Origin of the sequence: Blautia sp. OF03-13, from assembly GCF_003460685.1 — a bacterium.
GTDB classification, from domain to species: Bacteria; Bacillota; Clostridia; order Lachnospirales; family Lachnospiraceae; genus Fusicatenibacter; species Fusicatenibacter saccharivorans.
Genome location: NZ_QTVR01000004.1, coordinates 22184 through 39097 on the forward strand (window position 1 = coordinate 22184; position 16914 = coordinate 39097).

Genomic DNA, 16914 nt, shown 5'->3' on the forward strand with positions numbered 1-16914 from the left:
GCAAATACGAAAGGACATCTTCATTCCCATGCCAGGTTTTATTTTACATCTCACCGCAGCCCAAATGCTGTTAAAGCACCTCCCGTCCCACCCGGATTTTCCATATCCGATTTCATCGGTAAATGATTTTCTGATCGGAAATCTTCTGCCGGATGCGACGCAGCAGAAAGAATCCTCCCATTTCCGCGATCCGCTTTACCGCGAAAAAATGATGGTATTCCCGGATCTTACACGGTTTACAGCGAAATACCGTTCACTTCTGCCAGATTCGAGCGCACTGGGATATTATTTTCATCTTTATATTGACCGGAAATTTTTTAAGGATTTCATTCCTCAGATTGTGGAATTTTATAATGCGGATGGGGAAATTACAGATATGAGAGATGAGATTGCAACGGTTTATATCAAAAAATCGCGGACATCCATTCCTTTTTCCAGATATCTCACGGAGGAGTATTATTACGGGGACTATACACGAATGAATACATATCTTGTCAACCGCTATTGCATCCCGCTCGATCTCAATCCTAACGTCACGAACCCTGGAATCACAGAAATTCAATATGAGAACGTCCAACAGGTACTTGACCTCCTCCATCACTTCCTCTCCGTCCCGCCGGAAGCTGCGCAGGATCTGAAGGTCTTTCCGCTTGAAGAACTGCTTGCGGCACTGGAGCAATATGTAGAAGAGTTTTTGGCTGTGCCGAATAAGTATATTCCATAATTTTCCATTTAAAAAGGAGCAGAACCCACACCAGATTCCGCTCCTTTTTCAGAATGTAATTTTTTCGTTTCCTCTTACACTACATCTTGAACGATCCATTCTCTGTCATCCGTATCCATTTGTTTTTTTCTTCGATATTCCGTTGGTGTCCTCCCATAATATTTCTTAAATGTCTTGCAAAAATAATCCATATTTTCAAATCCCGTCTCGCCGGAAATTACAGTTATCTTTTTCTCCGTCGTGGCCAGAAGCTTTGCAGCCTCCTGCAGACGATACTTCACCAGATAATGCACCGGCGTATCGTGAAGATATCTTCGGAACAGATTCAATGCCGTACTCTTGCTCACCATAGCCTGCCCGGCAATATCCTCCAAGGTAAGATTCTGTCGGAAATTTTGATGAATATATTGCATCATCAGCTGTGTTCTTCCCTGTGAGGATGCCGTATTTTCTCTTTTTTTCTGCAGCACTTCCGAATCCATGTGCAAATAAAGCAAGTGCCACAATTCCTGCGTCAGAAATAAAGTAACCAGTTCCCGGTCTTTGTCTGATTCCTGCGCTTTGAGAATTTTCTGCATGAGCTCCAGTGCTTCTGCCTGCCATTTTATTTCCCTGCAAAAGACAATGCAGTCCACCTTACACGCCTGTATCGGTGCAATGTATTTTTTGTAAATCAGGCTGTCTGCCGAAGCGAGAAATGTCGGTTTCAGAACGAAATTTGGCACAATCGCATGGCCTTCAGAAAAATAGCGATGCAAAATCTTTGAGTTAATAAAAATGCCCGTTCCCTGTCCCAGTGAAAACTGCTTTTCGCCAACCCAGAAGGTTGCTGTTCCCTCCTGTACAAAAACAAACTCAAACTCCACATGCCAGTGCCATTCTACACAATGAAAATCAAACAACGCAAGATCGTCGTAATACAATTGAAACGGATATTCACTGTTTCCATGCTGTATCGTTTCCATCATGGTTTCATCCGTTTGGATCTTGCTATAAAATGTATTAAATTCCATCTTTCCCCGCCTCCGTTTTTCAGGCACGCCCCTCTCTATTTTACGATATTATACAATAAACAGACGATATATTCCAGTGAAAGCGACACTATTTTACGTTATTATACAAAAAGAATCGTTGTCGCTCCATGGAACACGGTGAACGGCAACGAAACGAACACTACGGCCGCAGCAGTTCTGCCATTTTAAAAAACGGAGTATATCATCATGAAAAAGAACTACCACAAAACCTTAATTGCCTGTTATCTTGGATTTATCACGCAGGCAATTTCTGCAAATTTTGCACCTTTACTATTTCTTACCTTTCACAGAACTTACCATATTTCTCTTGGAAAAATTGCGTTTATCTCGACAGTATTCTTTTTCACACAACTTCTTGTCGATTTGTTCTGTGCCAGATATGTCGATAAAATCGGTTATCGCAGGTGTGTCGTTGCTTCTGAAATTCTTTCCGCCTGCGGCCTGATTGGACTTGCCTTTCTGCCCAATATTCTGCCAAATGCCTATGCAGGAATTTTGCTCAGTGCCATGATCTATGCCGCCGGAAGCGGACTGATTGAGGTTCTTGTCAGCCCAATCGTAGAGGCTTGTCCGTTTGACAATAAGGACAGCGTTATGAGTCTGCTTCACTCCTTTTACTGCTGGGGGTCTGTAGGCGTCATCTTACTCTCCACTGCTTTTCTGGCAGTTTTTGGTATGGAACGCTGGCCGATCCTCGCATGTATCTGGGCTGTACTTCCACTGTACAATACGTTTAATTTCCTTTCCTGCCCGATTGAATCACTCACCGGAAGCGAAGAAGGACTTACCATTCGTCAGCTGTGCCGTCTTCCCATTTTCTGGATTTCCCTTGTTCTTATGGTCTGCGCCGGAGCAAGCGAGATTTCGATGGCGCAATGGGCTTCCGCTTATGCCGAGTCTGCATTAGGTCTCTCAAAAAGCATTGGAGACATTGCAGGACCGTGCCTGTTTGCTGTGATGATGGGCATCAGCAGAACCTTCTATGGTAAATACGGGGAAAAAATTGACTTAACAAAATTTATGATCGCATCCGGTACACTTTGCCTGATCTGTTATCTGGCTGCAGCTCTCGCACCATATCCTCTTTTAAATCTTACAGGCTGCGTTGTGTGTGGTTTCTCCGTAGGAATTATGTGGCCGGGAACCATCAGTATTTCATCCTCTAAAATTCCACTCGGCGGAACTGCACTGTTCGCACTTCTCGCCATGGCCGGAGATATGGGCGGTTCCATTGGCCCATTTGTTATTGGATTTGTCACACAAAACACCGGCGACGATCTGAAGGCAGGTATGCTGGCCGGCTGCATTTTCCCTGCTGTACTGATTTTGTCTGTTTTTCTGCTCCGACAAAGGAACGCAGAGCAAAAATAAGCACCGAAGAGATACTGTAACGTGTCTCAGACACAGGAGCCGGACAGTCCGACTCCTTTTTTCATGTCTCTGCAATATTTCTCACAACTCCCGAAAACAGAATCGATCCGTCCTGCCCCGTGACAAGAAACAGGAATGGACGATCCAGTACAAAGTCGATTTCGTCGTCCGGTATTTCTGCTGCGGCTTCTGAAACGCCAAGTTCTGTATACGCTGCTCCGGTTACTCCGTTTTCGTCGATTTCAAGCATGGCGGCGTGGTCTGCTTTGCTCAGGTATAAATTCTCTTTGTCCCCTGTTAATGGGCTGAAATCTGCCAGATCTGCATCCAGCGCATCCGTTACACCTAGTGCGCGCACCGTTTCGATCAGGTCTGTTTTTTCCGATACTTTAAATTTAGGAACAGACAGGTTCACCATAGGGGAATACCAGTTATCACTGCTTTCATCCCGCCGTATAACCTTCATCAGATCCGGATCCGATACCAGTTCATTGACATCGGTATTTTCATCCGGAAGCAGGAAATACATGGAGCCGCTGTCCTGAAGGCTAAGGCTGACTGCACGGAAATGTTCGCCCTGGTAGACATCCATCCATTCCGTTTTCTTCATCATGTCCACAGTGGTATCTCCCGCAGCTCCGTGGAAGGTTTCCTTCTCTGTATTCACTTCCCAGAAATTTTCCCTCCACATCGCCTTATAATAGATGGTTGATACCAGTTCAAATACCGTTTCCGGGGCAATCGCCATATTTTCGGTGTATTCTTTTAAAAGCCCTCCGGTATTATCATCCGTCCAGGTCCGCAGGGCCTGATTCATCTCTTCCGATCCAGGAGTCCCACGGAAGGTCGATGCATAATACTGTTCCGCCAGCCGCTGCAGCGTTGTGTCATTGTATGTTTCCTCACCATCCAGCCACAGCGAATTTGCCAGCACACTTTTCAGCGCGGGCGTGTCTGCATAATTGCTTTCCCAGAGTGAAGAAACATTTTCCCGTAAGGTGTCCATGTCCTGCGCACCAAGCATATCCAGAATCTGCTGCCGCGTATTTCCATCCGAAGTTTCCGCCAGCATCGCAAACGCGATATACAGATTGATCGGCGAGCAGACGGTATTTTCATCCTCTGAAACCAGCATTTGTTTCATCAGGTTCTGATAATATGCATCTATTCCCGACTGCAGTTCTGCTGATTTTGCTGTCAACTCCCGGTACGAATCCCACCAGTCCCAGTGTGCATCGCTTTCCATGAATTTCTGTGCATCCATTGTCCGCTCCACAGATGCCGGATAAGCCGCCAGAACCGTCGTTACCCCCGACGGATAACGGACTGCAGAACCCTCCCGACCGTTTCTCCATGTCGCAACCCCCAGCACAGCTCCGCCGATGATCACCGCGCAGGCTGCGGCGGCCGTCCATTTTTTCCATACGCCTCTCCGCGGGTGGCGATCACTCCGTGCTTTTTCCACCATACCAGGCTCCAGATTTCCCAGCACTTCAAACAATTCTTCTTTCTTCATAATTCGAACCCCCTTTCCGTCAAGTGTGTATGCAATTTTCCACGGATCCGGTTTAATGAAACTGAAATATAATTTTCACTTCTTCCCAGCCGCTCCGCGATTTCACCGATACTGTCTACATACCAGTACCGCAGGACAAACATGCATCGTTTCTCCTCCGGCAGCTTCTGCAGAAACTGATTGATCTCCGCGATCAGTTCTTTCATCTCCCACTGCCGCTCAATATCATCTTTCCCCGAAACACATTCTTCCAGCTCGTCCAATACTGCATCCATCTGACTTCCTCCGCGTTTTTTGCGATGCATTTTTCGATACAGATCAAACGAAAGATTTCTCGTTATTTTTCCAAGAAATGTGGATAACAGAGACGGCCGGTGCGGCGGCATAGCGTTCCACGCGTGAAGCCAAGTGTCGTTGACACATTCTTCTGCATCCGCCGGATTCTGCAGAATATTCTGTGCAATGGACGTACAGTATGTACCATATTTCATCGCAGACTCGCTGATCGCTGTTTCGTTCCTGTCCCAGTACATTTGGACAATATGAGTATCCTCCATATGGAAATCCCCCTTTCATCTATCATCACGCCATTTTGCAGAAAATCTTACACTTTTCAAAAGAAATTTCGGTTCAAAAAAGGGCGTGACCAAAGCCACGCCCTTCTATTCTTTTATTTTCTTTATGCCAGAATCGGTTTCAAAGCCTCTGCGAGTTTTTCTTTCTCTGCTTCTGCCTCTGCCAGATCCTTACCAAGTGTTGTGTAGTATACTTTGATTTTCGGCTCTGTTCCGGACGGGCGGACGATGACGGTTTCACCGTTTGCCAGTTTGTAGATCAGAACGTTTGCGGATGGGAGTCCTGTTTCTTCCGGTTTCTCGTAATCGGTTACTTTGACAACAGCGGAACCTGCGATCTCGGTCAGCGGCTCTTTTCGAAGGCCATCCATAATACCGGCCATCTTGTCCATTCCGCTAAGTCCCGGGAACTCGAAACTGTCTACTTTGTTCAGGTAGCGGCCATACTCGGCATAGATCTCTTCCAGTCTCTGTTTCAGAGAGCTTCCGATGCTTCTGTAGTAAGCTGCCATCTCGCAGATCAGCATGGAGCCGATGACTGCGTCTTTATCTCTTACATACGGGCCAGCCAGGTATCCGTAGCTCTCCTCGAATCCGAAGATGAAGCGGTCTACTTCGCCGTCTGCCTCCAGGTTTGCAATCTGATCGCCGATCCATTTGAATCCGGTCAGAACGCTGCGGAGCTCTACGCCGTAGTGCTCTGCAACTGCATCTGCCAGCGGTGTAGACACGATGGATTTTACAGCAACCGGTTTCTCCGGCATGGTGCCTTTCTCGATGCGGCCTGCGCAGATGTAGTCGAGAAGCAGAACGCCGACTTCGTTTCCGGTTACCAGCTCATAGCTTCCATCCGGGCATTTCATGGCGATACCAACGCGGTCTGCATCCGGGTCGGTTGCCAGCATCAGGTCTGCGCCGGTCTCTTTTGCAAGATCCAGGCCTTTTTCCAGTGCAGCAAAGATTTCCGGGTTCGGATAGCTGCAGGTGGTGAAGTATCCGTTCGGATACTCCTGCTCCGGAACGATGGTGATATCAGTGATGCCGATGTCTTTTAATACACGGGTAACCGGTACAAGACCAGATCCGTTCAGCGGGCTGTAAACGAGTTTCAGTCCAGCGGTCTTGCAGAGGCCTGGACGAACCTGACGGGATTCGATGGCTTCGTACAGTGCATTCTTGCAGTCATCGCCGACGAAACGGATCAGTCCCTCTTCTACTCCCTGTGCAAACGACATATATTTTACGCCGGTCAGGATATCGGTTTTCTGAATCTCTGCGTATACGATTGCTGCAGCATCATCGGTCATCTGGCATCCGTCCGGGCCGTAGGCTTTGTAGCCGTTGTATTTTGCCGGGTTGTGGGATGCAGTTACCATGATACCTGCATTGCAGTTATAGTAACGGGTTGCAAAGGAAAGTGCCGGTACCGGCATCAGTGCATCGTAAATTCTGACTTTGATTCCGTTTGCAGCCAGAACGCCTGCTGCTGTTTTTGCGAAAACATCGCTCTTGATACGGCTGTCATAGCTAATGGCTACGGTCTGGTTTCCGCCCTGTGTTTTTACCCAGTTTGCAAGGCCCTGTGTTGCCTGACGCACTACATAGATATTCATACGGTTTGTTCCTGCGCCAAGTACACCACGAAGTCCTGCGGTTCCGAATTTCAGAGATACAGCAAAACGGTCCTTGATCTCCTCATCGTTTCCTTCAATCCGTGCCAGCTCCGGGTTCAGATCTGCGTCTTCCAGATCAGCTGCCAGCCATCTCTTATACTCTTCCAGATACATATCTTTTTTTCTCCTGTTCTATTCTTTATTTGTAACTATTCAGCGCCATGCGAAAGAGAAGAAAATCGTGAATCATGCTTGCATGAATGCGCGGTTTTCTGGAATTTCATATGGCGAGAAGCAACATCGAGATGCAGCGCAAGCGGAGTCGAGATGGGGTTCTGAATAGTTACCTTTCTTTTATGTCTCACTCTTATGTCCCCATGTAGCGCCACATAAATGTATGTATAGTCATAATATACCATAACTGTCCCAAAACAGCAATTATTTTTGGTAATTTAAGCAAAATTTTACCTCGGTTTTTCTCTGTTTTTCGACTCTATCCGCCGTTTTCAGACAGAACAGGACAAAGAAAAAGCGAGGACCCCAATAACGATTCCCGCTTTTTGTCTGCCTTATGAGGGCAAGCCATACCGCAAAGTGGCGCTTTCAGATTGCGGAAATGGTTTTTCAAGCATGCTCCGGTCTGTGATTATAGTCGAATCCGCATTTTTCCAGAAATGCCCGTGCGATCACTGTAGCGCCGATCTGGTTCGGATGGATTCGATCCCAGGCGATGTAGGAGGAATGGCGGTACTGGAAGTAATCGTTGAAGACGGCCTGCAGGTCGATAAAGCGGCAGCCGTATTTCTCAGCCAGCTCGCTGCAGATCGCGCCGTAGGTGTCCATGCGTTTTCTCATCCAGTCCTCCCCATTTGGCTCCATGTAGTATGGGGTCATGAGGAAAATTCCTTTTACATTATCTTTTACGGAAAGAATCATCTTTTCGACGTTGGAACGGTACTCCTCCGGCGATACCTGCTCGTCCGGGATGGCCGGGCTGTCGAACTGTCTCCAGACGTCGTTGATGCCGATGCAGATGGATACCCAGTCTGGTTTTAATGATACGACATCGCGGTCGAAGCGCTGCAGCAGGTCACGGCTTGTGTTTCCGCCGATACCGGAGTTTGTCACGCGGAGATATACCTCCGGGTAGAATGCTGCAAGCATGTTTTCGACGATTCGGACATAACTCTTTCCGACATTTTCAAATAAACCTTCCCCCACCGGCTGTGCACTCTCCATATCCGTTACGGAATCCCCTGCAAATACAATCCGGTCCATGTGTTTAAAAATCATTTTTTTGCCTCCCATAAATTTAGAAAAACCATCTGAACCCATTATAGTCTTACAGTTTCGACCGTGCAAGGCAAATTTTGTGTAAAAAAATCCGGCCGCGAAACACTGTTTTTCAGTGCCCCTCAGCCGGGAATTTCATTTTCTTTTCTTACTCAATTCCATCCATATACGCATTGTAAATCGCCGGATCAATATTCTCTTTGATCGACTCATACACGCTCTGGGATGCCTCGCGGATGTCAGCTCTTGTCTGGTCATCGAGTGTCAGAATCTTCGTTCCGCTCTCCTCGATTTTCGCGATCTTGTCGACAATACGGGCATCGGACTGCTCTCTTGCGTACTCGGTCGCAATCTTTGCGGCCTCTGTCATGATCTCCTGCTCGTCTGCAGGCAGATCCTGGAAGAAATCATCGTTGACGATCAGGGAAATCAGATGCGGCAGATGGTTCGTCTCCACTACGTAATCCTGCTGCTCATACAGGTTATTCGAAACGATGACCTCATACGGGTTCTCCTGTGCATCAATCGTGTGCTGCTGCAGGCCGATGTAAACCTCACTGAAGCTCATCGGCGTCGGGTTGGCACCGATGGCTTTCCAGAATGCCAGATGGTAGCTGTTCTCCATGGTACGGATCTTCTGACCCTTGAAATCCGAAAAGCTGTAAACCGGCTTATTCGTACTCATGACACGAAATCCCTGATCTGCCATACCGAGCAGGTGATAGCCTCCCTCCGTATAAACATTGCTGATCAGCTCGTAAAACTCCGGATTATCGATCTTCTCACGGCATTCATCGAGAGAATCAAACACACACGGCAAATCAAACACGGCAAGATCACCCATAAAGGAAACCTGCGGTGCCGTATTCTGTACGACAAACGGAATATCGCCGTCGGCACACGTTTCCAGCAAATCGCGGTCGCCGCCGAGCGTTGAGTTTGCGTAAACCTGAATTTTCATCCTTCCATCGCTCAGCTCTGAAATCTCTTCCGCGAACTTCTCGGCAAAGATCTGTGTTACCGTGTCCTCCGGGCTCGCCGTTGCCAGCGGCCAGGAATAGCGCTGTGTCGTCTCTTCTCCGGAGGAGCCGCAGCCGGCAAGCGATGCGCCAAGCGCAATGACAGCGGCAAGTGCCGTCACTTTTCGGAAAAGCTTTTTCTTTTTTGTCATCTTTTTCATTGTCCTTCGCTCCTCCCTATAAAATTCCAATCGAAATCGCCGGAATAAACGTAATCAGCAGCAGTGCCGCAAGGAAGAAACCGATCATCGGCATAGCCTTCTTTGCGATCTGCATGACCGGAACCTCGGTCAGGGAGCTTGCCACGAACAGGTTGACGCCGATCGGCGGTGTTACGAAGCCGATCGCCAGGTTGACAACCATGATCACACCAAACTGAATCGGATCCATACCGATTGCCTGTACGATCGGCAGCAGGATCGGGGTCAGAATCAGGATTGCCGGTGTGGTATCCATCACCATTCCGACAATCAGCAGGAATACGTTGATGATCAGAAGGATCGCAACCGGGCTGTGGAAGTTGTTCAGAATGAACTCACTGACCGTCTGCGGCACCTGCATCAGCGTCAGGACACGGGAAAATGCTGTCGATGCCGCCAGGATGAACAGGATCGGAGTAAAGGTGCGAATCGCCTCAACCAGAATGGACCAGATGTCGCGGATGCGGATACTCCTGTACACAAAAAGGCTGATGATCAATGCATAGAATACGGAGATAACAGCCGCCTCGGTCGGGGAAGCAACGCCGCTGTAGATACAGCCGAGGATAATCACCGGGCTAAGTAATGCAAAAAAGCTCTCTCTTAAAACGCGAAGCAAACCTTTGTCATGCAACGTTTTGACTTCTGCATAAATCTTCTCCCTATCCTCCCCGTACCGTTTGCAGTGATAGATGGCATAAAGCATCAGCAGCAGACCGATCATCAGACCCGGTACAATTCCGGCAAGGAACAGGTCACTGACCGAAGCACCGGAAGCCATACCGTACATGATGAACGGAATACTCGGGGGAATGATAACGCCAAGGCCGCCGGCAACTGCCACAATCGCTGTGGAGAATGTCAGATCATAACCAAGAGTAGTCAGAATCGGGATTGTCATGCTTCCGACAGCAGCAACGGTCGCCGGAGCGGAACCGGAAATCGCACCATAGAAAAGGCAGGTGACGATAACGGCGCACGGCATACCTGCGGTGAATTTTCCGAGAAAATAGGCAAAGACATCAAACAGTTTTTTGGAGATGCCTCCCTTAGCCATGATGATACCGGAGAGGACGAACATCGGAACTGCCAGCAGGGGGAAGGAATCGAGACCTCCGAACATGGCACGGATCAGATATTTGGCTCCTACCGTAAAGGACGGGTCAAACACCGATGGAAGCACAGATGTGATTCCAAGGGTAATCGATACCGGAACAGCGATGACCAGCAATGCGACAAAAATCAAAAATAATACTACGACCGGCATTAGCGTTCCTCCTCGTTTGAATTTTTAATCGTATGAATGCGGTTGTCGATACCCGCGTTCAGGGCATTTTCTGTGGCGTTATCTGCTCCGGCATTTGCCTCGATGAAGGATTCCGGCGTATTGCGCTCCGGATGGGCCGGGTCGAAAACGTTCTCGCCGCGTGCCACGCGGAACTCGATCATCCACCGCTGCAGAACACGAAAGGCAACCAGCACAAAGGAGACGAGCGGTGCTGCCTGGATAAAGTACATCGGAATTTTGCAGGCCGGGGAAAGCTGGCCGCTTTTAACTGACGACATCATATAAGAAAAAGCAAACGGAATCATATAGATGAAAAAAATCAGTTCAAATGTATGATTCACAATTTTGAAGATGGCTTTTCCTCTCCGCGGGAAAATCGCAACAAACTGCTCGATCTTGATGGAAAGGCATTTCTTACTGCAGTAGCTGACGCTTAAAAAACCGCACCAGATAAAAATATATCTGGTCAGCTCTTCCGACCACGACAGCGACATGCCAAGAACGTAACGACAGAAAACCTGGACTCCCATGATCAGCGTCATGGCAATCAGACCGATCACAAGAAGAAATTCTTCGAAATTTTCATCCAGCCAGTGAAATATTCTCTTCATAAAAGGCATACCTCCGTTAAATTTATAACAGAACAATAATACAAAAGGGACATCGGCATCAACAGCAAAGCTAAAAATACCGGTGTCCCCTAAAGAAAAAACGGTTACATGGCTTTGTGAAGCAGATCCAGAACGGTGCTCAGATCATTCACACCCATCTGACCCGGTGCGGATGCTTTCTTTGCCGCGCCGAAGGTCATGGAAGAACCGAATACCTCACCGCAGAGACGGCTGATTACACCGGTGCCTGCCATAGACATGGTGATGATCGGTCTGTCCGCATAATTGGTGGCCATTTCCTCTGTTGCCGCAAGCAGGGTCAAAACGTCTTTCCTGTTCTGCGGCATAACAGCAATCTTCGGAATATCTGCGTTCATATCCTGCATCTTGCGCAATCTATAGATGATGTCTGCTTTTGCAGGAGTTTTGAAGAAATCATGATTGGAAGCGATAACCTTTACACCTGCTGCGTGTGCACCATCGATGATTTTTTTTACGATCTCGTCTCCGGTAAAAATTTCAACGTCGATCAGATCTACATATCCGGTCTGTGCTGCTTTGATGTTCAGCTCCGCATAGGTTGCCGGCTCGATAGCTTTTTCGCCGCCTTCTTTGGAGGTACGGAACGTCATCAGAAGCGGAATATTGCCGAGTGCTTCGCGGAGGTCTTTTAACACGTCCTCTACCTGCGCAAAGTCGAATACGCCTTCAAACCAGTCTACACGCCATTCTACAACATCAACCGGAATCGAATGGAAGGTTTTTGCTTCTTCGATGATATCGTTTTTGGTAACACCTACGATCGGAACGATGATTTTCGGTGCGCCGGCACCGATTTCAATATCACGAACTTTTACTGTATTCATGTGTTTTTCCTTCTTTCTTCAATTTAACCCTGACTTTTCTTTGCAGGCTTTTCTTTTTCACGTCCGGATTACCTGGTACTTCGTACTTCCGCAATCCTTAACCTCATTTTAATTGTCCTGCTGTACAAGTTCAACCATTTTTTTATAGCGGATATTTACAAACAGTCCAAGTGCAACACCAACTGCGGTCAGAACGATATTCATGGTCATAACGCCGGACGGCTGCATTTTAGATGCTGCGGTCAGGATGGTGTAGTTGCAGAGAGAAGATGCGATCATAACCAGTGCGGTTACGGTTCCTTTGATTTTCGGGAACAGCATGTTGCAAACGGAAGTTGCGATCTGAAGCAGTCCGCCTGCACCAGCCCATCCGATGATGAAAGCACCGGCGATCATCAGCGGTTTGCTCTGTCCCATCAGGACAGCGATCATGGTTACAAGGCAGATGGCCGGGTAAACAACGATGAAACGAACGTCTTTGATTTTTCTGGTCAGGAATGCCGTCACAACGAGTGCCAGCATAGTTCCTGCTGAATAATAGGTCTGCATGATGGACGGATTCGCCCAGCCTACATTTTCTTTTGCAAAGTTCTGCGCACAGTTCAGCCACAGCTGGAAGGTACCGGTGCAGGTGAATCCGATCAGGATCATGGCGATGGACTCGAAAGAAAAATGGGTATGCTTCAGGCTGTCGATCAGACCCTCTTTTTTGCCGGATGCTTTCTGGTCAGCATCTGGCAGCGGGAACAGGAATACCAGTACAAAAAGTACGATATACGCAATTCCGCATCCATAGAATAACGGATTGTAGGAGGTAAAGCCAGCTGCGGTAGAAGTAACCGCTACACCAAGAACAAATGGAAGCAGCATCTGTGCGATTGCGATAAAGAATTTGATTCCCATAGTAGCAACGCCCGGAGCTTTGTAAATAATTTCGGATACTGCCGGGTAAATACCGGTATCCAGAAAGGAGTTTGCGATACCGCCGATAATGGCGCATACGTAAGCGATGGTATAACCACCGTGTGTTCCTGCATTAAATGCAAGGGCAAGGCCGATCAGATAAATTGCATAAGAAGCACTTCCGATTGCGGTGGAAATGCGACGTCCGAGCTTGTCGGACAGAGGACCTGCAAATGGCAGTGCGATCAGACGGCCAAGACCGAGTGCTGCGGAAATTGCGGTAATTGCCATTGCTTCCACTCCCCATGCTGCTGCCAGAGCCTCTTTGATGACTGCCTGGCCCAGAATAGAGCATCCAACACCGTGGATAAAGTAGTTCAAGTACAAAATTAATGCACTTGGCAGGTATTTCTTGTTCATGGTTTCTCTCCTTTTTAAATAGATCATGTGTTGAGGTCAAATTGTCTTTTTCCTCTGTTCGGTTCATCCTTTTGTTTTGTCACAAACAACAGATTACCAGTTTCGTGAATGTTAAAAAAATAACATTTGCCTTTATTTTAACAGTGAAAGTGTGTGCGGTCTAATGCTTTTAAAGGAAAAAATCAATGCATTGAATGCATTGATATGGTATACTTGAGTTATCATAATAAGAGGAAGCAAAGACTTTCTTACGGAACCATTTTTTCAGGAGGAAAAACCACATGACACTGAATCAGATTCTCTATTTCCGAAAGGTCGCCCGGCTGGAAAATTATCACCAGGCGGCAGAGGAGCTTTATATTTCCCAGCCATCCCTGAGCCGTTCGATGGCCGCCCTTGAAAGTGAGCTTGGAATCACGCTGTTTGAAAAGAAAGGGCGCGGTGTTGTCCTTACCAATGCCGGCCGTCTTTTCCTGGAGCATGCAGACCGGATCGCAGGCGACTGTGACATTGCGGCAGGCAAGATGAAAGAACTCGCCTCCGGTGGCGGAAAAATCAACATCGGTTATATTTTTCCACTTGCCGGACATTATATTCCGCACAACGTCCGCACCTTTCTGGACAAAGAAGAAAACAAAAACGTTGCCTTTAGCTTCTGGCAGAACCATACCCCGGCCATTGCACAGAAGGTGAAATCCGGCGAACTCGATCTTGGGTTTGGCGGCTTTTTAAAGCGCGACGACATGGAGTTTTTTCCGTTGATCCAGCAGCCGCTTGTCATCGTGTCCCCGGAACAGCATCCGATTGCCGATGAACCGGAGGTTCCGCTTGTAAAGCTTACCCGTTATCCGGTGATCGGCTACGACCGCGCATCCTGGATGGGGGCCTACACCGGTCATCTCTACCGCAAATATCAGCTTCATCCGAATATTATCATGGAATGCCCGGATGAATATTCGATTGTGGCACTGGTACGCGAAAACTTCGGCATCGCGCTCATGCCGCGAACCGATATTCTGGAACAGGCAGACGGTATCCGCATCCACACACTGAAAGGTCTCGAGATTTATCATCAGACCTTTATGTTCTGGATGAAGAACCGCTACCGGCTTCCGGCTGTCGAACGGTTTACCGAATACATGAAACAGCACGCTGACATTATCGAAGAGTCCAGAAACGATAGCGAAAACGTATCAAAAGTTTATCTGAAAGATATTGTTAATTTTTAGTCGAAAGAGTTATGATGGATTTGTCACAAACAGAGGATTACCGCTCATGTAATGAATAAGGAGAAATTTTCATGAAGAGTGCTTACCCAAAAATTTTCGAGCCAATTACCATCAAACGAACAACGATTAAAAACCGTATTGCAATGACCCCGATGGGAACCAACTACGGTGAGACAAGCGGTGAGATGAGTAACCGTCATATGAATTATTACTCTCTCCGCGCAAAAGGCGGCGTTGGTCTTATTATTCTGGAGAACGCCAACATCGAGTACCCGGTCGGTTCCAACGGAACCAGCCAGATCCGTATCGACCACGACAGCTTTATGCCGCGCTACTATCAGTTAGTCGAAAATCTTCATAAAAACGGTGCTACCGTAGCAATTCAGATCAACCACGCCGGAGCTTCCGCATCTTCCGCAAGAACCGGTATGGAAACCGTTTCTTCTTCCAACATCCCGACAAAAGCCGGCGGAGAAACCCCTCGCCCGATGACAAAAGAAGAAATCATGACAACCGTGAAAAAATACGGCGAGGCTGCAAAACGTGTGCAGGCCATCGGCTTTGATGCCATTGAAATCCACTGCGGCCACTCCTACCTGATGAGCCAGTTCATTTCCCCGTATTACAATAAAAGAACCGATGAATTCGGTGGTTCTGTAGAAAACCGCCTGCGCTTCCCGCGCATGGTACTCGAAGAAGTACGCAAAAACGTCGGACCGTGGTTCCCGATCATCGTTCGTATCTCTGCTGAGGAGCGTGTTCCGGGAGGAAATACTCTGGAAGATACCCTCGAGTACCTCGAGTACCTGGATGAGTTCGTAGATATGTATGACGTATCCTGCGGCCTCAACCCATCCCTGCAGTATCAGATCGATTCCAACTTCCTGCCGGACGGATGGCGTTCCTACATGGCAAGAGCCGTAAAAGATAAATTCAAAAAGCCTGTGATCAACGCTGGTAACTACCGCGATCCGAAGATCGTTGAAAAAGTTCTCGAAAGCGGTGATGTAGATATCATCGGCATGGGACGCGGCCTGATCGCTGAACCGAACTGGGTAAAGAAGGTAGAGAACGGCGAGGAAGATCTTCTTCGGAAATGTATCTCCTGTAACGTCGGATGTGCAGGAAACCGTATCGGCGTCAACCGCCCGATCCGTTGTACCGTAAACCCGGCTGTTCCGGAAGGCGATATTTACAAAGCACTGAAAGTGAACAAAAACTGTAACGTTGTTGTTGTCGGCGCCGGTACTGCCGGTATGGAAGCAGCCTGCACCGCAGCAGAAGTCGGATGCAACGTTTTCGTACTTGAGAAAAACGATCACATCGGCGGTCTTTCCACTTTCATCTCCGATCTTCCAAGCAAGACCCGTATGAAAGATTTCCCGAAATACCTTGAGGCAAGAGCTGCAAGACTGAAAAACCTGTATGTATTCCTCAACACGGAAGCTACCGTAGATAAAATCAAACAGTTCAAACCAGACATCGTTGTCAATGCTACTGGTTCCGTTCCGCTTGTTCCGCCGATCAAAGGCCTGAAAGAGAACATCGATGCCGGAAACGTAGATACCATCTTTGGTATGATCAACAATGTAAACGCCGGAAAATATCCGGAAGAAGCCTGTCAGGGCAAGAAAGTCGTTGTAGTCGGCGGCGGTTCCGTAGGACTTGACGTTATCGAGTACTTCGCACCAAGAGGAGCTGAGTGCACCATCATCGATATGCTGCCGCAGATCGGTATGCTTGCAGACCCGATCACCAAATGCTCCATGCGTGAGACCCACGACAAATACGGCGTAAAAGAGTATGTCAACACTGCTCTTCAGGAAGTAAAAGAAAATGCATTCACCGTAAAGCTTCCGGACGGAACCATCCAGGATCTCACCTTCGATTACGGATTCAACTGTCTTGGAATGCGCTCCAATAACCCGATTCTGCCGGAGCTTCAGGAAGCATTCGCCGATACCCATACTTATATTTATACCATCGGCGATTCCGTCCGCGCACGCCGCATCATGGAAGGTACCATGGAAGGCCGCGCTATCCTGAATGTACTGGAGTCCCAGGGATACCTGCATCTGGAGCCGCTTGAGTAATCCCCAGCATCGCTTCTTACCCAGCGAAATAACAAGTGTTTCACTGCATAAGGGAACGATAACGATTCCACTACTTTAAGCAGCCCGACAAAAACTGTATATCATCTGCTACGCTGTTTCTTTTTCAAAATGACAAGATACCAGGGTCAAAAGGTCAAA

Annotated in this window: 15 protein-coding genes; 5 read left to right on the top strand and 10 right to left on the bottom strand. The window is 47.9% G+C overall.

Annotated features, from left to right (window positions below; genetic code table 11):
* Positions 1-28 precede the first annotated feature (28 nt).
* Positions 29-724, top strand: coding sequence for a hypothetical protein (locus tag DXA55_RS03870; protein ID WP_022461452.1), 696 nt, complete (start codon positions 29-31; stop codon positions 722-724).
* 74 nt (positions 725-798) lie between these two features.
* Here DXA55_RS03870 and DXA55_RS03875 read toward each other — a convergent pair whose 3' ends face one another.
* On the bottom strand, positions 799-1737 hold the full coding sequence (locus DXA55_RS03875) for an AraC family transcriptional regulator (protein ID WP_117804437.1): 939 nt from the start codon (positions 1735-1737) through the stop codon (positions 799-801).
* A gap of 207 nt (positions 1738-1944) precedes the next feature.
* On the opposite strand from DXA55_RS03875, the gene DXA55_RS03880 reads away from it, so the two are divergent.
* A complete protein-coding gene (locus DXA55_RS03880) occupies positions 1945-3129 on the top strand; it encodes an MFS transporter (RefSeq protein WP_117804438.1) in 1185 nt (394 codons plus the stop codon).
* 61 nt (positions 3130-3190) lie between these two features.
* Here the strand turns inward: DXA55_RS03880 and DXA55_RS03885 are convergent, their stop codons facing one another.
* The 3 genes from DXA55_RS03885 to DXA55_RS03895 all read right to left on the bottom strand — a co-directional run bounded on the left by DXA55_RS03885 (position 3191) and on the right by DXA55_RS03895 (position 7007).
* Positions 3191-4645 (bottom strand): serpin family protein, encoded by a 1455-nt coding sequence (locus DXA55_RS03885; RefSeq protein WP_117804439.1) that lies wholly within the window; start codon positions 4643-4645, stop codon positions 3191-3193.
* Positions 4642-5202 (bottom strand): RNA polymerase sigma factor, encoded by a 561-nt coding sequence (locus tag DXA55_RS03890; RefSeq protein ID WP_117804440.1) that lies wholly within the window; start codon positions 5200-5202, stop codon positions 4642-4644. Before DXA55_RS03890 ends, DXA55_RS03885 begins: the two co-directional genes overlap by 4 nt.
* A gap of 122 nt (positions 5203-5324) precedes the next feature.
* Positions 5325-7007: a phospho-sugar mutase gene (locus DXA55_RS03895; protein ID WP_117804441.1), complete on the bottom strand. Its 1683-nt coding sequence runs from the start codon at positions 7005-7007 to the stop codon at positions 5325-5327.
* 397 nt (positions 7008-7404) lie between these two features.
* Here DXA55_RS03895 and DXA55_RS19485 point away from each other — a divergent pair, with 397 nt between their 5' ends.
* Positions 7405-7479, top strand: coding sequence for a DUF6783 domain-containing protein (locus DXA55_RS19485; RefSeq protein WP_368249205.1), 75 nt, complete (start codon positions 7405-7407; stop codon positions 7477-7479).
* Here DXA55_RS19485 and DXA55_RS03900 read toward each other — a convergent pair.
* The 6 genes from DXA55_RS03900 to DXA55_RS03925 all read right to left on the bottom strand — a co-directional run bounded on the left by DXA55_RS03900 (position 7458) and on the right by DXA55_RS03925 (position 13433).
* Positions 7458-8126, bottom strand: a complete 669-nt coding sequence (locus tag DXA55_RS03900) for an SGNH/GDSL hydrolase family protein (protein WP_117804442.1) — start codon at positions 8124-8126, stop codon at positions 7458-7460. The genes DXA55_RS19485 and DXA55_RS03900 overlap by 22 nt on opposite strands.
* Before the next feature lie 148 nt (positions 8127-8274).
* Positions 8275-9306, bottom strand: coding sequence for a TRAP transporter substrate-binding protein (locus DXA55_RS03905; protein ID WP_242998349.1), 1032 nt, complete (start codon positions 9304-9306; stop codon positions 8275-8277).
* 16 nt (positions 9307-9322) lie between these two features.
* Entirely contained in the window at positions 9323-10612 is a 1290-nt protein-coding gene (locus DXA55_RS03910) for a TRAP transporter large permease (protein ID WP_117804443.1), read from the bottom strand.
* On the bottom strand, positions 10612-11244 hold the full coding sequence (locus tag DXA55_RS03915) for a TRAP transporter small permease (RefSeq protein WP_117813071.1): 633 nt from the start codon (positions 11242-11244) through the stop codon (positions 10612-10614). Before DXA55_RS03915 ends, DXA55_RS03910 begins: the two co-directional genes overlap by 1 nt.
* Before the next feature lie 104 nt (positions 11245-11348).
* Positions 11349-12110 carry a type I 3-dehydroquinate dehydratase gene (aroD, locus tag DXA55_RS03920; RefSeq protein WP_117813072.1) on the bottom strand — a complete coding sequence of 254 codons (762 nt, stop codon included), beginning with the start codon at positions 12108-12110 and terminating at the stop codon, positions 11349-11351.
* A 108-nt stretch (positions 12111-12218) separates the two neighbouring features.
* Positions 12219-13433 (bottom strand): MFS transporter, encoded by a 1215-nt coding sequence (locus tag DXA55_RS03925; protein ID WP_117813073.1) that lies wholly within the window; start codon positions 13431-13433, stop codon positions 12219-12221.
* 281 nt (positions 13434-13714) lie between these two features.
* Between DXA55_RS03925 and DXA55_RS03930 the strand changes: the two genes are divergently transcribed.
* Positions 13715-14662: a LysR family transcriptional regulator gene (locus tag DXA55_RS03930; RefSeq protein ID WP_117813074.1), complete on the top strand. Its 948-nt coding sequence runs from the start codon at positions 13715-13717 to the stop codon at positions 14660-14662.
* 71 nt (positions 14663-14733) lie between these two features.
* A complete protein-coding gene (locus DXA55_RS03935) occupies positions 14734-16755 on the top strand; it encodes an oxidoreductase (RefSeq protein ID WP_117813075.1) in 2022 nt (673 codons plus the stop codon).
* The last annotated feature ends 159 nt before the right edge of the window (positions 16756-16914 follow it).